General features: G+C 63.8%; 14 protein-coding genes. 3 read left to right on the top strand and 11 right to left on the bottom strand.

Going from position 1 to position 16,589, the window contains the following annotated elements; translation table 11 throughout:
- Positions 1-123: 123 nt before the first annotated feature.
- The 9 genes from P6U30_RS24050 to P6U30_RS24010 form a co-directional block, all read right to left on the bottom strand.
- A complete protein-coding gene (locus tag P6U30_RS24050; RefSeq protein WP_407147274.1) occupies positions 124-558 on the bottom strand; it encodes a CBS domain-containing protein in 435 nt (144 codons plus the stop codon).
- 259 nt (positions 559-817) lie between these two features.
- The gene (gene oxlT, locus P6U30_RS24045) at positions 818-2,134 is read right to left on the bottom strand and encodes an oxalate/formate MFS antiporter (protein WP_407165370.1); all 1,317 of its coding nucleotides are present in this window, start codon (positions 2,132-2,134) and stop codon (positions 818-820) included.
- A gap of 243 nt (positions 2,135-2,377) precedes the next feature.
- On the bottom strand, positions 2,378-3,667 hold the full coding sequence (gene oxlT, locus P6U30_RS24040) for an oxalate/formate MFS antiporter (RefSeq protein ID WP_407165369.1): 1,290 nt from the start codon (positions 3,665-3,667) through the stop codon (positions 2,378-2,380).
- Positions 3,668-3,923: 256 nt separating this feature from the next.
- Positions 3,924-4,061: a hypothetical protein gene (locus P6U30_RS24035; protein ID WP_201456021.1), complete on the bottom strand. Its 138-nt coding sequence runs from the start codon at positions 4,059-4,061 to the stop codon at positions 3,924-3,926.
- A 218-nt stretch (positions 4,062-4,279) separates the two neighbouring features.
- Positions 4,280-5,500, bottom strand: a complete 1,221-nt coding sequence (locus P6U30_RS24030; protein ID WP_407165368.1) for an MFS transporter — start codon at positions 5,498-5,500, stop codon at positions 4,280-4,282.
- A gap of 423 nt (positions 5,501-5,923) precedes the next feature.
- The gene (locus tag P6U30_RS24025; protein ID WP_407165367.1) at positions 5,924-6,184 is read right to left on the bottom strand and encodes a hypothetical protein; all 261 of its coding nucleotides are present in this window, start codon (positions 6,182-6,184) and stop codon (positions 5,924-5,926) included.
- A 387-nt stretch (positions 6,185-6,571) separates the two neighbouring features.
- Positions 6,572-7,849 carry a formyl-CoA transferase gene (gene frc, locus P6U30_RS24020; RefSeq protein ID WP_407165366.1) on the bottom strand — a complete coding sequence of 426 codons (1,278 nt, stop codon included), beginning with the start codon at positions 7,847-7,849 and terminating at the stop codon, positions 6,572-6,574.
- Between the two features lie 160 nt (positions 7,850-8,009).
- Positions 8,010-9,740, bottom strand: a complete 1,731-nt coding sequence (gene oxc / locus P6U30_RS24015; protein WP_407165365.1) for an oxalyl-CoA decarboxylase — start codon at positions 9,738-9,740, stop codon at positions 8,010-8,012.
- Between the two features lie 71 nt (positions 9,741-9,811).
- A complete protein-coding gene (locus tag P6U30_RS24010; RefSeq protein WP_407152598.1) occupies positions 9,812-10,507 on the bottom strand; it encodes a GntR family transcriptional regulator in 696 nt (231 codons plus the stop codon).
- 215 nt (positions 10,508-10,722) lie between these two features.
- Between P6U30_RS24010 and P6U30_RS24005 the strand changes: the two genes are divergently transcribed.
- Both P6U30_RS24005 and P6U30_RS24000 read left to right on the top strand, forming a co-directional pair.
- On the top strand, positions 10,723-12,852 hold the full coding sequence (locus P6U30_RS24005) for an acetate--CoA ligase family protein (protein ID WP_407165364.1): 2,130 nt from the start codon (positions 10,723-10,725) through the stop codon (positions 12,850-12,852).
- Between the two features lie 204 nt (positions 12,853-13,056).
- Complete coding sequence (locus tag P6U30_RS24000; protein ID WP_407165363.1) at positions 13,057-14,118, top strand: ketopantoate reductase family protein; 1,062 nt, start codon at positions 13,057-13,059, stop codon at positions 14,116-14,118.
- Between the two features lie 157 nt (positions 14,119-14,275).
- On the opposite strand, the gene P6U30_RS23995 is transcribed toward P6U30_RS24000, so the two are convergent.
- Both P6U30_RS23995 and P6U30_RS23990 read right to left on the bottom strand, forming a co-directional pair.
- Positions 14,276-14,878, bottom strand: coding sequence for a thiamine pyrophosphate-dependent enzyme (locus P6U30_RS23995; RefSeq protein WP_407165362.1), 603 nt, complete (start codon positions 14,876-14,878; stop codon positions 14,276-14,278).
- An 8-nt stretch (positions 14,879-14,886) separates the two neighbouring features.
- Positions 14,887-15,450, bottom strand: coding sequence for a decarboxylase (locus tag P6U30_RS23990; protein WP_407165361.1), 564 nt, complete (start codon positions 15,448-15,450; stop codon positions 14,887-14,889).
- A 172-nt stretch (positions 15,451-15,622) separates the two neighbouring features.
- On the opposite strand from P6U30_RS23990, the gene P6U30_RS23985 reads away from it, so the two are divergent.
- Positions 15,623-16,588, top strand: coding sequence for a tripartite tricarboxylate transporter substrate binding protein (locus P6U30_RS23985; RefSeq protein WP_407165360.1), 966 nt, complete (start codon positions 15,623-15,625; stop codon positions 16,586-16,588).
- Position 16,589: the final 1 nt, after the last annotated feature.

Raw genomic sequence — 16,589 nt, 5'->3', positions numbered from 1 at the left:
CCCATGCGGAAATGGAAGGCTCGCGCACGAGCGCAGACGCCGCTGTCGATGCGTCTCCGCCAGCGCGAGCGATCGATCGCGATCATACTGCGTTCAGCGTAACATGCGCTGAACGTGATGATCTCAGGCCGGCACGGCCTGACGCACCGAGGTGGTCGCTTGCTCGTCGAACGCGGCCGAGATGTCGCGCATGCTGACGACGCCGATCAGGCTGTAATTGTCGATCACCGGCACGTGGCGGATGTGGTGCTTGTTCATGAGATGACGGACGTGATCGAGCGTATCCGTCGAGTTGCAGGACACGAGCTGCTGCACGGCGACGAATTGCGATACGCGCATGCCGGCACCCGCCGCGCCGTGAGTGGCGATCGCGCGCACCACGTCGCGCTCGGTAAACATGCCGACGGCGGTGTTGCCCTCGGTGCGGACGACATCCTTCACCACGAGCGCGCTGATATTGCTGGCCCGCATCAGTTGCGCGGCGATCGCCACGGTCTCGTTCATGCGAACCGTTGCAACGCGGGCGGTTTTCTTGCGCAGGATATCTCCGACTTGCATGGCAACCTCCTTTGGGTCATCAACGGCGCGAGTCTGGTATACATAATGCCACTTGTCAACACAGTCTCACAGGATTCCACGACGAAGATTCGCAGTGATTAGGCAGGCTTTCTGACGTTTGTCGGTGATCGCCATGGGCCAGCTTACAAGCAAGCAGCATATCAGATCGCCACCTTGTATCTGGTATACCTAGGAGGTCGGGCAAAAAGAAAGAGGCGCACCGAAGTGCGCCTCCAACGATTGAGCCGGCAATGCGGGATCAGGCCGTCTTGGCGGTGGCCGCCGTCGCGGCCTCGGCGGCGGCCTCGTTGCCATGGATGAAGGCGCGCCGCAGCGGCTTGATGACGAACACGGCCATTAATGCGGCGGTGGCATTCAGCGCAACCGCAATCACGAACACAGCATGCCAGCCAAAGTTGGTGGCGACGATGCTGGCGGCCGGCACCAGCAGCGATGCCGTGCCCTTCGCCGTGTAGAGCATGCCGTTGTTGGTGGTTGCGAACTTCGCGCCGAAGGTGTCGCCGCAGGTCGCGGGAAACAGCGAGTAGATCTCGCCGAACACGCCGAAGTAAACCGCGGTCGCCAGCACGAACACCAGCGGATGGTGGCCCCAAGTCGAGAGCGTCAGCAGCATCAGCGCGCCGGTGCCGAAGGCGATGAACATCGTGTGCTCGCGGCCGATATTGTCGGAGACCCAGCCGAAGAACGGACGTCCGAAGCCGTCGAAGATGCGGTCGAGCGAGATCGCGAAGGTCAATGCCGCCATCTGGAAGCCGGCGAGGGTGACCGGAGTGGTGGCGATCTTGTAGTCGTGCGCGATCGGCGCGATCTGTGCCGCCGCCATCAGGCCGCCGGCGGCGACCATCACGAACACCAGATACATGACCCAGAAGATCGGGCTGCGCAGCACCTGCGGCGGCGTGAAGTCGATCTTGGTCTGCGGCAGGTTGAGTTGCTTCTTCTTCGGCGGGATCGCGACAGAAGGCGGGCGGATGAAGAAGGCCAGCACGAATACGATCAGGCCTTGCCCAATGCCGAAATTGAAGAATGCGGATTGGTAGCCGCTCGCGGCGATCATCTTGGCGATCGGCACCACGGTGAGCGCAGCGCCCGCGCCGAAGCCGGCGGCCGTCGCGCCCGCGGCGAGGCCGCGGCGATCGGGAAACCACTTCAGCGCGTTGCCGACGCAGGTGCCGTAGACCGAGCCCGCGCCGATGCCGCCGAACACGGCGGCGACGTAGAGCAGGGTGAGCGAATTGGCGTAGGAATTGAGCACCCATGCCGACGCGATCATAATGCCGCCGAACATGATGACGAGACGCGGGCCGTATTTGTCGACGAACCAGGCTTCGATCGGCACCAGCCACGTCTCGGTCACCACGAAGATGGTGAAGGCGAGCTGGATCGACGCGCGGCCCCAGTGATGGGCGCCGTCGATCGGATCGACGAACAGCGTCCAGCCGTACTGCAGGTTCGCGATCATCGCCATGCAGACGATGCCCATGATGAGCTGCAGCCAGCGAAAGCCACTGGACGAAGGTTGTGCTTGCGTGACAGCCGTATTGCTGGAAACCATCAAGTCCTCCCGAGCGCGCTCTAGTTCTTGTGACCGAGTGTCGCAATCCTTGTGGCTTATTGTCACAAGGCATCGGCGGATGTTGGTATACTATATCCCAGAAAGCAAGCTTATCCTTAGGGTGCGCCGCAGCAAAATTGGCATGCAAGGCGGGCCTGATTTCCGCGCTTGTTGATCCCTCTGCAAATGAAAACGCCCGGCGTCGGGCCGGGCGTTTCGCGGAGTTGGATGTGCGGCAGACGCTTACGCTGTCGACTTCGCCACCACGACCTTGCGCCAGGACTTGAGCACCGCGATCGCGAGGATGGATGCGAGAATGTTGGCGCCGGCCGCGATGACGAACACGTTGTCCCAATGGCCCGACGACTGCTGCATGTAATTGGCGATCGGCACCAGCAGCGCCGCGGTGCCCTTTGCCGTGTAGAGCAGGCCTGCATTGGTGGTGGCGAACTTCGCCCCGAACGTGTCGGTACAGGTCGAGGGGAACAGCGAGTAGATCTCGCCCCAGGCGAAGAACACGAAGCCGGAGAGCAGCACAAACCAGACCGGGTCGTGTCCCCAGAGGTAGAGCATCCAGATGCCGATGCCTTCCATGCCGAAGGCGAGGAACATCGTGTTCTCGCGGCCGATCATGTCGGAGATCCAGCCGAAGAACGGGCGCGTCAGGCCGTTGAGGATTCGATCGATGGTGGCTGCGAAGGTCACGGCGGTCATGGTCATGCCGACCAGGGTCACCGGAATGTTGTCGACCTTCCAGTCCACCGCGATCGGTTTCAGATTCGCCGTCACCATCAGGCCGCCGGCGCCGACGATCACGAACATGAAGTACATCAGCCAGAAGATCGGCTGCCGCAGCACTTCGGTCGGCTGATAGTTGCGGCGGGTCTGCACCAGGTTGGCGTTCTGCACCACCTGCGGCACCTGTCCGGCCTTCGGCGCGAGCAGGAAGAAGGCGAGCAGCACGATGATGATGCCTTGGCCCAGACCGAAATAGAGGAAGGTGGTCTGGAAGCCGGAGTCCTTGATCATCGCCTGGATCGGCGCGACCGTCAGCGCCGAACCGGCGCCGAAGCCTGCCGCGGTGATGCCGGCCGCAAGGCCCCGCTTGTCGGGAAACCATTTCAGCGCATTGCCGACGCAGGTGCCGTAGACGCCGCCGGCGCCAATGCCCGCAATGATCATGCCGAGATAGTAGCCGTTGAGCGTGGTCGCCTGCGCGTTGATCGCCCAGCCGAGCGCGCACAATATGCCGCCGACGAGCACGACAATGCGCGGACCGTATTTGTCGACGAACCAGCCTTCAACCGGCACCAGCCAGGTCTCGAACAGCACGAACAGGGTGAAGGCCCACTGGATCGAGGCGCGATCCCATCCGAATTTGTTCTGGATGTCGGGCACGAAGAATGTCCACCCGTACTGATAGTTTGCGATCATCACCATTGCGGCGACGCCGATCGCAAGTTGTGTCCACCGATAGGTGTCGCTGACGCGCGCGGCCGCTGGGGCCGCAGTTGCCTGAGCCATTTCCGACATTGATCCTCCCAACGCGCTTGTCGTGATTGTGCTCTCGGCGCGCCGCGAGCATCTTGGTATTCGATATGCCAAGGTTCAAGCGGTCGCAGCGGCAGCGTGCGCTTATGCCGCAGCGTTGCGCGTGGTCGCAGTGGATGGATTGGCTCAGCGCAACAAAAATGGCCCCGGAGATCGGGGCCATTGCACGAATTCTTCGATGTCGGTTCTGGTCCCGCGAGGAAGCCGTTTCGATCGCGGACGCTGGAGCCTCTGCGCCTTACAGGCCGAAGCGCGGCAGATCGCCGTTCCGGTTGGAAATCTCCGCGCTCTTCATTAGGAGACGGTCGATCGTGGCCAACAGGCGGCCGAGCAGGGTCGTGGACGGTGCGAGCGCAATAGCGGTGGTCTTGGACATTGATGTCCCCTTTATCTGGAGGCCAGCAACGTGCCGGCTCATCGTCTGGGGGCAATCTAGGTATACCAGATGCCAGGCACAACGGACTTGTTTGCATAGCAGCATGGGTCACTGTGCATTGCAGCAAAAATGACCCGATTGGCATCCCAGATTGTTCCACGGCCGTGGGAACTCGGCTGCGATGCCCTGGGACGCGGCTCCGGGTGCGTGGCAACTCCTCAACGTTCCCGGCCGTTCGCCGGCTCGACGATGGGGTCGATGGCAAGCAGTCCGCCGAGCGACAACAGGGCAAAGGCAAGGCCGCTCAGGAACGTGGCCGCGGGCCCGAATGCGTCCCAGAGCGCGCCCGCGATGACGCTCGAGCACAGCATTGCGATGCCGCACAACAGGTTGAAATAGCCGTAGGCGGTGCCACGCAGCGTGGCCGGCGAGGTATCAGCGATCAGCGTTGCGAACAGGCCTTGTGTCAGTCCCATGTGCAGGCCCCAAAGGATGACGCCGAGTGCCAGCCCGCCAAGATTCGCGAGGGTGGCGAGCGCGAGATCGGCAGCGGCGAGGCATACGAGGCCGATGGTGAGCAGGCCGGTGCGATTGATCCGGTCGGACAGCACGCCGGCGGGATAGGCCGATAGCGCATAGACGATGTTCATCAGCACCAGCACTGCGGGGACCCACATCGCGCCGAGTCCGACATTTTGTGCGCGCAGGATCAGGAACGCTTCGCTGAAGCGGGCGAGGGTGAATACGACGCCGATCCCGACCACCCGCCAATAGGGTTTGCCGAGATGCTTGACGGCGGCGAGGCTGAGCGGATTCTTCGCTTGCCGTTCGTCGACGTGACGCTTCGGCTCTTCGACGGCCAGCACGATCAAGGCGAGTGAGAGGAAGGCCGGAATGACGGCAAGCCAGAACACTGCGCGGAAGTTGTCCGCGCTGGCCCACATCAGCGCGATGGCGAGCAGGGGGCCGACGAAAGCGCCGATCGTGTCGAGCGATTGCCGAAGTCCAAAGCTTGCGCCGCGCAATGCGGCAGGCGCGATATCGGCGACGAGCGCGTCGCGTGGCGCGCCGCGGATGCCCTTGCCGACGCGATCGATGAAGCGGGCGGCAATCAGCCAGCCGACGGTCGGCGCCAACGGAAACACCGGCTTGGTGAAGGCGGCGATTCCGTAGCCGATTGCCGCAAGCAGCTTGCGTTTGCCGAGCCAGTCGGACAACGCTCCTGAGAATATCTTCGTGATCGAGGCGGTCGCTTCCGCGATGCCCTCGATGAACCCGACCGTCACCATCGAGGTGCCGAGCACGGTGACGAGATAGACCGGCAGCAGCGCGTGGATCATCTCCGACGAGATGTCCATCAGCATGGATACGAAGCCCAGCGCCCAGACTCCCGCAGGGATCCGGGCCGGCGCGGGAGATGAGTTGGGCTCGGCCGTCACACGTTGCCTCCTCGCTGGGCAAAAGAAAAACCCGCCGGCAGCGGGTCATCTTGGATGCGGCCACACGCTACCACCTCGCCCCGGCAAGAGCCACCAGCTCACGGCCCGGCGAGCATCGCTTGACTCCGACGCCGGCTCGCTCGCGAATGTTAACATTCGGGTGACTCGAGGCGGACGTGCAAGCAAGGCGTGGTTCGACTTAAAAGCCGCCGGGCCGGCCGTCGCCGCGCTGGCGCCGCTGTGCAAGCCAGGCTCGATGGCCGAGGCGCCGGTACTTAAGTCAATTCGCCGATGCGCCCATCGCAAAGAGTTCAAGGAGGACGTCGCGGTGAGGCTGAACGATGTCACCTTCCGACCTTGAGCGGGCATGAACCAGTTCGAGCTTGGTTTGAGGGAGGGCTCCCCATGCCCTCCCGTGCGCCGTTAATTGGCGACCGACACATTGCCGTCAGAGTCAAAGTCGTTCTTCGGGTTGTAGCCGGAATCGCGAAGGTTCCGCATATGCATCGCGTGGTCACTGCCGTCGCCGTTGAGGCTGGCATTGGCGTTGAGCAGAACAGGATTGACGCCGGTACTCATCACGAGATGGCGATGATGCGCCTGGTGTACTGCGGTGCGTGCATCGGCGAGTGCCGCCGTAGAGAGAGACGCAACTGCGATCGAAACAAGAATGACCTTCTTCATGGTATCCTCCCGTCAATAACCGAACTTTCAATCGCATCCGGAAGAATACGCTCTGATGCCACTGCCTGATGTGAGATTCTCCACATCTTGCCGTCGATCACGATGATGAGACCGCTGCCGATCGGTTTCTGGGATTTCTGCGCACCCGTCACGGACGGTCCGTGCGCAAATTGCAAACGTGAGAGCATCATCCGGAAAAAGTGTGGAGCGGTTTTCCGAACAGATCATGCTCAAACAAAGAGCCAAAGCGCGATTAGGATTCGACCCGATCTCATCGCGCGTTAGCTCAAAAAGGTGGAGCCGCCGCCGAACGGATGGAGCTTCTTGCTCCAAACAAAATGGCCGCGGTTGCCCGCGGCCATTCGTGGTGTTGCTTGAGTGCGAGGCTTACTCCGCCGCCTGCTTCTGCGGTGGATCGAGCGCGCCGGAATCGTGGATCTCGGCAACTTGGTGATCGGAGAAGCCGAGCACCTCGCGCAGGATTTCGTCGGTGTGCTCGCCGAGCAGCGGGGAGCGCTTCACGTCGCTCGGTGAGTCCGACAGCTTGATCGGGTTACCGACCGAGAGATACTTGCCTCGGGCCGGATGATCGACCTCGACCACGGTGCCGGTCGCACGCAGCGACTGATCTTCCGCCAGCTCCTTCATCGACAGGATCGGACCGCAGGGGATGTCGTCCTTGTTGAGGATCTCCATCGCCTCGAACTTGGTCTTGGTCATCGTCCACTGCTCGATGCGGGCGAAGATCTCGTTCAGCCGCGGCAGGCGGGCGGCCGGCTTGGCGTAGTTCGGATCGGTCTTCCAGGTCGGCTCGCCGATCACGTCGCAGATCTTCTCCCAGACCGGGGCCTGGGTGATGAAGTAGATGTAGGCGTTCGGATCGGTCTCCCAGCCCTTGCACTTCAGGATGCGGCCCGGCTGGCCGCCGCCGGAATCGTTGCCGGCGCGCGGCACGGCGTCGCCGAACGGGATGCCTTCGCCGAACTGGCTGTATTCCTTCAGCGGGCCGTGGGCGAGGCGCTGCTGATCGCGCAGCTTGACGCGCGACAGGTTCAAGACACCGTCCTGCATCGCCGCGGTGACGCGCTGGCCCTTGCCGCTATGGGTGCGGTGATAGAGCGCGGTGACGATGCCGAGCGCGAGATGCAAGCCGGTGCCGCTGTCGCCGATCTGCGCGCCGGTCACGAGCGGCAGGCCGTCGCGGAAGCCGGTGGTGGAGGCGGCGCCGCCGGTGCACTGCGCGACGTTCTCGTAGACCTTGCAGTCCTCATACGGGCCGGGGCCGAAACCCTTGATCGAGGCGACGATCATCTTCGGGTTGATGCTCTGGATCTTCTCCCAGGAGAAGCCCATGCGGTCGAGCACGCCGGGGCCGAAGTTCTCGACCAGCACGTCGCACTTCTTGATCAGCGCGGTCAACACCTCCTTGCCCTTCGGGTTCTTGGTGTCGAGCGTGATCGAGCGCTTGTTGTGGTTCAGCATGGTGAAATACAGGCTGTCCACGTTCGGGATGTCCTGAAGCTGGCCGCGCGTGATGTCGCCGACGCCGGGGCGCTCGACCTTGATCACGTCGGCGCCGAACCAGGCCAGCAACTGCGTGCAGGTCGGGCCCGACTGGACGTGGGTGAAATCGAGAATGCGAACGCCCGTGAGCGCCTTGGTCATAATGTCTGCTCCTTCTACTACCTGTTGTCGTCATTGCCCGCGGCGGCGGGCATCCAGTAATCACCGTTGGTCAGTCGGGCCGAACCGTCGGTCAAACGATGGTTCGGCGCTTACTGGATTCCCCGCCTGCGCGGGGAATGACACCGGTGGGTTAAACGGTTCACTTCTTCTTCAGAACGCTCTGCGGATTGAGGTTGCCGATGCGGCCGCTCTCCGAGCCGGCAGCCGGATCGATCACCGCGTTGATCAGTGTCGGCTTGCCGGAATCCAGCGCCGCGTTGACTGCGCGCTTCAGCTCGTCGGGCGAGGTCGCGTTGACGCCGACGCCGCCGAAGGCTTCCATCATCTTGTCGTAGCGCGAGCCCTTGACGAACACGGTGGTCGCCGGATCGGCGCTTGCGCTGTTGACGTCGGTGCCGCGATAGATGCCGTCATTGTTGAAGATCACGACGCAGATCGGCAGCTTGTAGCGGCAGATGGTCTCGACCTCCATGCCGGAGAAGCCGAAGGCGCTGTCGCCCTCGACGGCGAGCACGGGGTGGCCGGTCTCGATCGCAGCCGCAATCGAATAGCCCATGCCGATGCCCATCACGCCCCAGGTGCCGACGTCGAGCCGCTTGCGCGGCTTGTGCATGTCGACCACGCCGCGGGCGAGGTCGAGCGTGTTGGCGCCCTCGTTGACGAAGATGGTGTCCGGACGTTCCTTGATGATCGCGCGCAGCGCGCCGAGCGCACCGTGATAGTCCATCGGCGAAGCGTTGCTCATCAGCTTCGGCGCCATCTTGGCGACGTTCTCGTCGCGCTTGGTCGTGATCTTGCTGACCCACTCGGCCGGCGCTGCCGGCCAGTTCGCGCCCATGCCCTCGAGCAGCGCCGTGACGCAGGAGCCGATATCGCCGACCACGGGGGCCGCGATCTCGATGTTGGAGTCCATCTCCTTCGGCTCGATGTCGATCTGGATGAACTTCTTCGGAGCATCGCCCCAGGTCTTGCCCTTGCCGTGCGACAATAGCCAGTTGAGCCGTGCGCCGATCAGCATCACGACGTCGGCCTCCTTCAGCACGGTCGAGCGCGCTGCGCCGGCGCATTGCGGATGCAGGTCGGGCAGCAAGCCCTTGGCCATGCTCATCGGCAGGAACGGCACGCCGCTCCTCTCGACCAGGGCCTTGATCTGCTCGTCGGCCTGCGCGTAGGCCGCGCCCTTGCCGAGAATGATCAGCGGCCGCTTGGCGCTCTTGAGCACGTCGAGCGCACGCTTGACCGCCGCAGTCGAGGGGATCTGCTCGGGCGCCGCGTCGATCACCTTGACCAGCGACTTCTGGCCGGCGTCGGCATTCATCACCTGGGAGAACAGCTTTGCGGGCAGATCGAGATAGACGCCGCCCGGACGACCGGACACCGCGGCGCGGATCGCGCGCGCAAGTCCGATGCCGATGTCCTGGGCGTGCAGCACGCGGAACGCGGCTTTGCACAGCGGCTTGGCAATCGCGAGCTGATCCATCTCCTCATAGTCGCCCTGCTGCAGGTCGACGATCTCGCGCTCGGAGGAGCCCGAGATCAGGATCATCGGGAAGCAGTTGGTGGTGGCGTGGGCGAGCGCGGTGAGGCCGTTGAGAAAGCCGGGCGCCGACACCGTGAGGCAGACGCCGGGGCGCTTGGTCAGGAAGCCCGCGATCGACGCGGCATAGCCGGCGTTCTGCTCGTGGCGGAACGACAGCACGCGAATGCCCGCCGCCTGGGCCATGCGGCCAAGGTCCGTGATCGGGATACCCGGCACACCGTAGATGGTGTTGATGCCGTTGAGCTTGAGTGCATCGATGACGAGGTGGAAGCCATCGGTCAATTCCTGCTCGGTGCCCGGTGCCTCGGACTTCGCAGCGGTATTCAGCATCGGCATCGTCTCCCTGATCGTTCTTTGTTTCGGACGATCTGATGGTCGTCTGAAGCGTGTGGACTTGAGTGCTACGTAAAAAGTTCCTGGCCGTGCGCCTCGACATAGGCCGCCAGCCCAAGCGTGTGATCGCGCGCGCGCTTCTCGGCGAGCTCGGTGTCGCGCGCTTCCAGCGCCTCGATGATCCCGAGATGCTCGGGCAGCGAGGTCGCGGTGCGGTCCTTGCGGCCGATCGTGAGCTGGCGATAGCCGCGCACGTGCAGCAGCAAGTCGTTGGTGAGGTCGACCAGCACGGGCGATTCCGACAGCGAGATCAGCGCCTGATGGAATGCGATGTTGGCCTTGGAATATTCCTCGACGTGATCCTCAGGCAGGCGGTCGGGGCCGAAATCCCTGAAGAAGTCGCGCAGGGCCGTGATGTCCTTCTTGCGCGCGGTCGTCGTGATCAGCCGCGCGGCCATGCTTTCCAGCGCCGCCCAGGCGCGGATCATGTCGACGATCTCCGCCTTGCTGCGGCGGACCACGACGATGCCGCGGCGCGGCACGGTCTTCACGAAACCGTCCTGCTCGAGCATCGCGATCGCCTCGCGGATCGGCGTGCGGCTGACGCCGAGCCGTTCGGACAGGGCGCGTTCGTCGAGCATCACCGGCTCCGGCGTCGCGTAGATGTCCATCTTCAGAATCGCTTCCTTCAAGGCCTCATAGGCCTTGTTCTTGAAGCTGGTCTCCGGCGCGATCCGGACGATGGCGATATCTGTGTCTGCCATGATAGGCGACGCCTTGGTCTGCTTTGGTTCGGCCACGACTCGTCTCCTCCTTTTGGAGACGTCTTCTTAGCAGAAGAAATTACCTTAGTTTTTGGCATACCAAATACCAGAATGTCAAGATACCTTTATTTTCGGCGCTTTTGAGCATTCGGCGACCTTGACAATTCCCACGCTGGCATACCAAATGCCATGAAATTTGTCCCAGGAGGAAGCCAATGTCAAACTCAAAGGATGCGGTCCGCAAAGTTCTCGATGCGGTCAGGGCCGAGAAACGCGCGAGCCTCACCGCGCCCGAGGGCAAGGTGGTGTGCGACGCCTACGGAATTCCGGTGCCGAAGGAGGGTGTTGCCAAGTCCGCGGCGGATGCCGCGCGGATCGCCTCCGACATGGGTTTCCCCGTCGTGATGAAGATCGTCTCGCCCGACATCCTCCACAAGACCGAGGCCGGCGGCGTCGTGGTCGGCGTCAAGAGCGCCGAAGAGGCCGAGAAGAGCTACGCGGCGATTCTCGCCAACGCCAAGAAGTACAAGGCCGACGCCAGGATCGAAGGCATCCAGGTCCAGCAGATGCTCGGCGGCGGCACCGAGGTCATCGTCGGCTCCATCACCGACGGCTCGTTCGGCAAGCTGGTCGCCTTCGGTCTCGGCGGCGTGCTCGTCGAGGTGCTCAAGGACATCACCTTCCGCCTCGCGCCCGCGACCAAGGAGGATGCGCTGTCGATGCTCGACGGCATCCAGGCGCACGAGATGCTGAAGGGCGTGCGCGGCGGCGATCCCGTCAATCGCGAGGCGCTGGCCGACGTCATTGTCAAGGTTTCGCGGCTCGTCAGCGATTTCCCGGAGATTGTCGAGCTCGACCTCAATCCCGTCTTCGCCACCAGCAAGAACGCGATCGCCGCCGACGTCCGCATCGTCGTCGACTTCAACTACAAGCCGCGTCCGGCGCCGCGTCCGACCGAAGAGATCGTCGCGGCGATGAACCGCATCATGCAGCCGAAGGGCGTTGCAGTGATCGGCGCCTCCGCCGAGGACGGCAAGATCGGCAACTCCGTGATGAAGAATCTCATCAACGGCGGCTACAAGGGCGAGATCTATCCGATCCACCCCAAGGCCGACGAGATCCTCGGCTACAAGGCCTACAAGAGCGTCAAGGACGTGCCCGGCGTGATCGACACGGCGGTGTTCGCGATCCCCGCGAAGTTCGTCGCCGGCGCGCTCGCCGAATGCGGCGAGAAGAAGATTCCCGGCGCGGTGCTGATTCCCTCGGGCTTTGCGGAGGCCGGCGCGCCTGAGCTGCAGGCCGAGATCGTCGAGGTTGGCAAGAAGTACAACATCCGCCTGATGGGGCCGAACATCTACGGCTTCTATTATACGCCGGCCAATCTCTGCGCGACGTTCTGCACCGCCTACGACGTCAAGGGCCATGCGGCGCTGTCGTCGCAGTCCGGCGGCATCGGCATGGCGATCATCGGCTTCTCGCGCTCGGCGAAGATGGGCGTCTCGGCGATCGTCGGTCTGGGCAACAAGTCCGACATCGACGAGGACGATCTGCTCGCCTTCTTCGAGCAGGACCCGAACACCAACCTGATTGCGCAGCACTGCGAGGACTTGAAGGACGGCCGCGCGTTTGCGGAAGCCGCCAAGCGGGTTGCCAAGAAGAAGCCGGTGGTCGTGCTCAAGGCCGGTCGCACCTCGGCCGGCGCCAAGGCCGCTTCGTCGCATACCGGCGCGCTCGCCGGCAACGACAAGATCTACGAGGACGTGTTCAAGCAGTCCGGCGTGATCCGCGCCCGCAGCCTGCGGCAGCTCTTGGAATTCGCCCGCGGCGTGCCGGTGCTGCCGACACCGAAGGGCGAGAACGTCCTCATCATCACCGGCGCCGGCGGATCGGGCGTGCTGCTTTCCGACTCCGTCGTCGACAACGGCCTGTCGCTGATGCAGATGCCGCCGGATCTCGATGCCGCGTTCCGCAAGTTCATTCCGCCGTTCGGCGCGGCCGGAAATCCCGTGGATATCACCGGTGGCGAGCCGCCGATCACCTATGTCAACACCGTGAAGCTCGGCCTGTCGGACGATCGCATCCACGCGCTGATCCTCGGCTACTGGCACACGATCGTGACGCCGCCGATGGTGTTTGCGCGCAACATGGTCGAGGTGAAGAAGGAGATGGAGGCCAAGGGCTTCGTGAAGCCGATCGTCGCTTCGCTGGCCGGTGACGTCGAGGTCGAGGAGGCTGCGGAATATCTCTACCAGAACGGCATCCCGGCCTATGCCTATTCGACCGAGCTGCCGGTCGAGGTGCTCGGCGCCAAGTACAAATGGGCGCGCGGCGCAGGCCTGCTTTGATACAATTCTGAACGAATGATAGATGCCGCTTCGGGCATATCCGAAGCGGCATTTTTATTTGTGCCGGAACTTCGGCGGGACTGGATTTGCGCGGGGTACCTGCATGGCTCGGCCCCGCTTTTGGCATGAAGCGGCTGGTTGGCCTCGCTGCGCAATCCTCTACACTGCTCCGCCACGATCAAAAAACAGGCAGGGGATGGACGCATGGGTCGGAAGATCGCGATCGTCGGAGCTGGTGCCGTCGGCGGCTACGCCGGTGCGCATATGGTGCAGGCAGGCGAGGACGTCACCTTCATCGATCCATGGCCCGCGCATGTCGAGCATATGAGGACGCACGGCCTGCGCGTCACGCACGCGATGGATGTTGCGGAATTCTCGGTGCCGGTCCGCGCGCTCCACGTCACCGATGCGCAGCAACTGGCAAAGGAGAAGCCGGTCGACATCGCCTTTGTGTGCATGAAGTCCTACGACACGGCCTGGGCGACCATGCTGATCCGGCAATATCTGGCGCCGGACGGCTACGTCGTGTCGCTGCAGAATTGCATGAACGAGGAGACGATCGCCGGCGTCGTCGGCTGGGGCAAGACGCTCGGCTGCATCGCGAGCAGCATCACCGTCAACCTGCCCGAGCCCGGCCACATCCATCGCGGCGCCGGCAAGGGCGGCGCGGCGCACACCGTGTTTCGCGCTGGCGAGGTGCACGGCCGCGTCACGTCGCGCGCCGAAGAGGTCTGCCGCCTGGTCGGCTATTCCGACAGCGCGAAGGTGACCAGCAACCTCTGGGGCGAGCGCTGGTCGAAGCTGGTCGCCAACGTGATCGGCAACGGACTTTCGGCCTGCACCGGCCTGCCGGGCGGCGAGGTGCTGCAAAGCGAGCCGCTGCGCCGCTTCTCGACGCGACTCGGCAGCGAGGCGATCCGCGTCGGCCAGGCCTACGGCTATCAGCTCGAGGAGATCCTGCATCTGCCGCCCGAGACGATCGCGCGGGCCGGTGAAGGCGACGAGGCGGCGATGCGCGCCTGCGACGAGCAGCGCTTCAAGGATGCCAAGCGCACTTCGTCAGCGCAGCGTCCCTCGATGGGCCAGGACATGCAGAAGGGCCGGCGCACCGAAATCGAATTCCTCAACGGCTTCGTGGTTCGCGAGGGCGAAAAGCTCGGCCTTGCGTGCCATGCCAATGCCGCGCTGACGGATATCGTCAAGCGCGTCGAGCGCGGTGAGCTCGCGCCGGATCCGCGGCACATCACGGAATTGCGGATGAATTGACGCAGCATCTCACCGCCGTCATTGCGAGGAGCGATCGCGACGAAGCAATCCACGTGCCGCGCATGCGGATGGATGGATTGCTTCCGCCTTCGCCAAAGGCTTCGGCGGACAAGTCGCTTCGATCGCAATGCCGGGTGGAGCTACTGCGGCTGATTGCCTACAGCGGTTGCCTGACCCCCATCCCGTGCATGAACCGCTCGCGAATTTGCACGGGATCGCGACGTGTCGTGCCGGTGCCGGGCTTGTCGTCGATGCGGACGCCGATCAGCGTCGGCGCCGCCACCGTCATCGATTGCTCGATCAACCGCTCGAAATCGTCTTCGTCGGCGGCCCAGGAGCTGTTGGCAAGGCCGCTCGCCGCCGCGATCGCGACGATATCGGTATGGCCTGCGGCCGGGGTCGGCTGGCTGCCGGTGATCTGATAGATGCCGTTGTCCATCACCACCATGGTGAGGTTCTTGGGCGCCTGCGCCGCGATCGTCGCGAGGCAGCCGAGTTGCATCAGTAGCGAGCCGTCGCCTTCGAGCGCGAACACTCGCCGCTTCGGCTGCGCCAGCGCGACGCCGAGCGCGATCGGGAAGGCGAGCCCCATGCTGCCCAGCATGTAGAAATTCTGCGGGCGATGGCCGGCGGCCCAGAGGTCGAAATTGGTGTTGCCGATGCCGCCGATCACGGCCTCGTCCTTCAGTTTGGCGACGAGCCGCCGGGTGAGATCGAAACGGTTCATCACCTTGGTGTTGCGCGCTGGCGTTGCGGTCATGGCTGATCTCACTTGTCGAACACTTTGCCGCCGGTGAGCAGCGGTGAGAGGATCAGCGCCACCGGCGCCTGGGTGGTGACGGCCTGCTTGATCGAGCGGTCGGCGATGAATTCGAGTTCGTCGAGCCGGGTGATGGTGTGATGCTCTACGGCCAGCGAATCCAGCACCGGACGCATGGTGCGGCAGACCAGCGCCTGGCCATAATTGAACTCGCCGAGCGTGCCGCGCTCGGAGACGAACATGATGAGCGGGATCTGGTAGGGCACCGCGAGCGAGGCCAACACATTGGCGAGCGTCGCAAAGCCGGAGGTCTGCATCAGCACCGCGCCGCGCATCCCGGCCATCCAGGCGCCGGAGACGATGCCGACGGCCTCTTCCTCGCGCGCGGTCGGAAACGTCGTGAAATAGGGATCGGCGTGCAGGTTCTTGATCAGCGTGGTCAGCACCCGGTCGGGCACATAGGGGACCAGGCGGATCTCGTTGCGCTTCAGCGTCTCCAGCACGATGTCGTGCCAGGCCGTCGCGGCCGGCCCCGGCTTCTGGGCTGAGCTCTGTTCCGCTGATGCGGCCATCCCGGTCTCCCTGATCGCGCGACACTTGTGGCCGCTTGCGGGGCTGAAAACTTGACGCGGTGCGCGGGATTGTCAACATGCCCCGGCCGCAACGCGATCTGCGGAATTCGGCGATACCGGCACCGATCCAGCGTGCGGTAGAAACGCCAACAATAATGAGGGGAGGGCGTGCATGGCCCGGTGGGTCTGGCGAATGGCCATTGCGGCAGCGGCGATGATCGCGGCCGGTATCGCCTCGGCCGAGCCGTTCCCGACCAAGTCCGTGCATATCCTCGTGCCTTATCCACCCGGCGGCGGCGTCGACGTGCTGACGCGCACACTCGCCGACACGGTGTCGAAGAGCTGGGGGCAATCGATCGTGGTCGAGAACCGGCCGGGCGCCGGCGGCGTGATCGCCTCGCAGGCGATCGCGACCTCGGCGCCGGACGGCTACAGCCTGATCATGGTGGCGAGCGGGCATGCCACCAATCCGTTCCTCTATCGGAAGCTGCCCTACGACACCTTCAAGGATTTTTCGCCGATCTCGCTGCTCGCCTGGTCGCCGAACGTGCTGCTGGTGCGCGCCGATTCACCGTTCAAGTCGGTCAGCGACGTCATCGCCGCGGCGAGAGCGAAGCCCGGCAGCCTGTCCTTTGCCCATGCCGGCAACGGAACCTCGACGCATCTGGCCGGAGAGCTGTTGAACAGCCTCGCCAAGATCGATCTGAGCGCGATCCCCTACAAGGGCGGCGCGCCCGCGATCAACGATCTGCTCGGTGGCCAGATCCCGATGTCGTTCAACAATGGTCCGGAATCGGTCGGACAGTTGCAGGCCGGCACAGTTCGCGCGCTTGCGGTGACGACCGCGACGCGCGCGCCGTTCCTGCCCGACGTGCCCAGCATGTCGGAGACCGTGCCGGGTTACGACACCGAGGTGTGGTGGGGCCTGCTCGGGCCCGGCGGCATGCCCGCCGATCTCGTCGCGAGGATCTCGCATGATTTCGTCGCGGCGCTGAACACGGAATCGGTGAAGGAACGTCTCGGCAAGCTCGGCGCGATTCCGATCGGCAGCACGTCGGAAAAATTCGACGCCAAGATTCACGCCGACTATGACAAATGGGGGCCGATCATCAAGGCCGCCGGCATGACGGCGGAGTGAG

The organism is Bradyrhizobium sp. ORS 111 (genome assembly GCF_045571485.1).
GTDB lineage: Bacteria > Pseudomonadota > Alphaproteobacteria > Rhizobiales > Xanthobacteraceae > Bradyrhizobium.
Note: the sequence above shows the minus strand (reverse complement) of the source record. Positions and strands in the feature narration are given on the sequence as shown.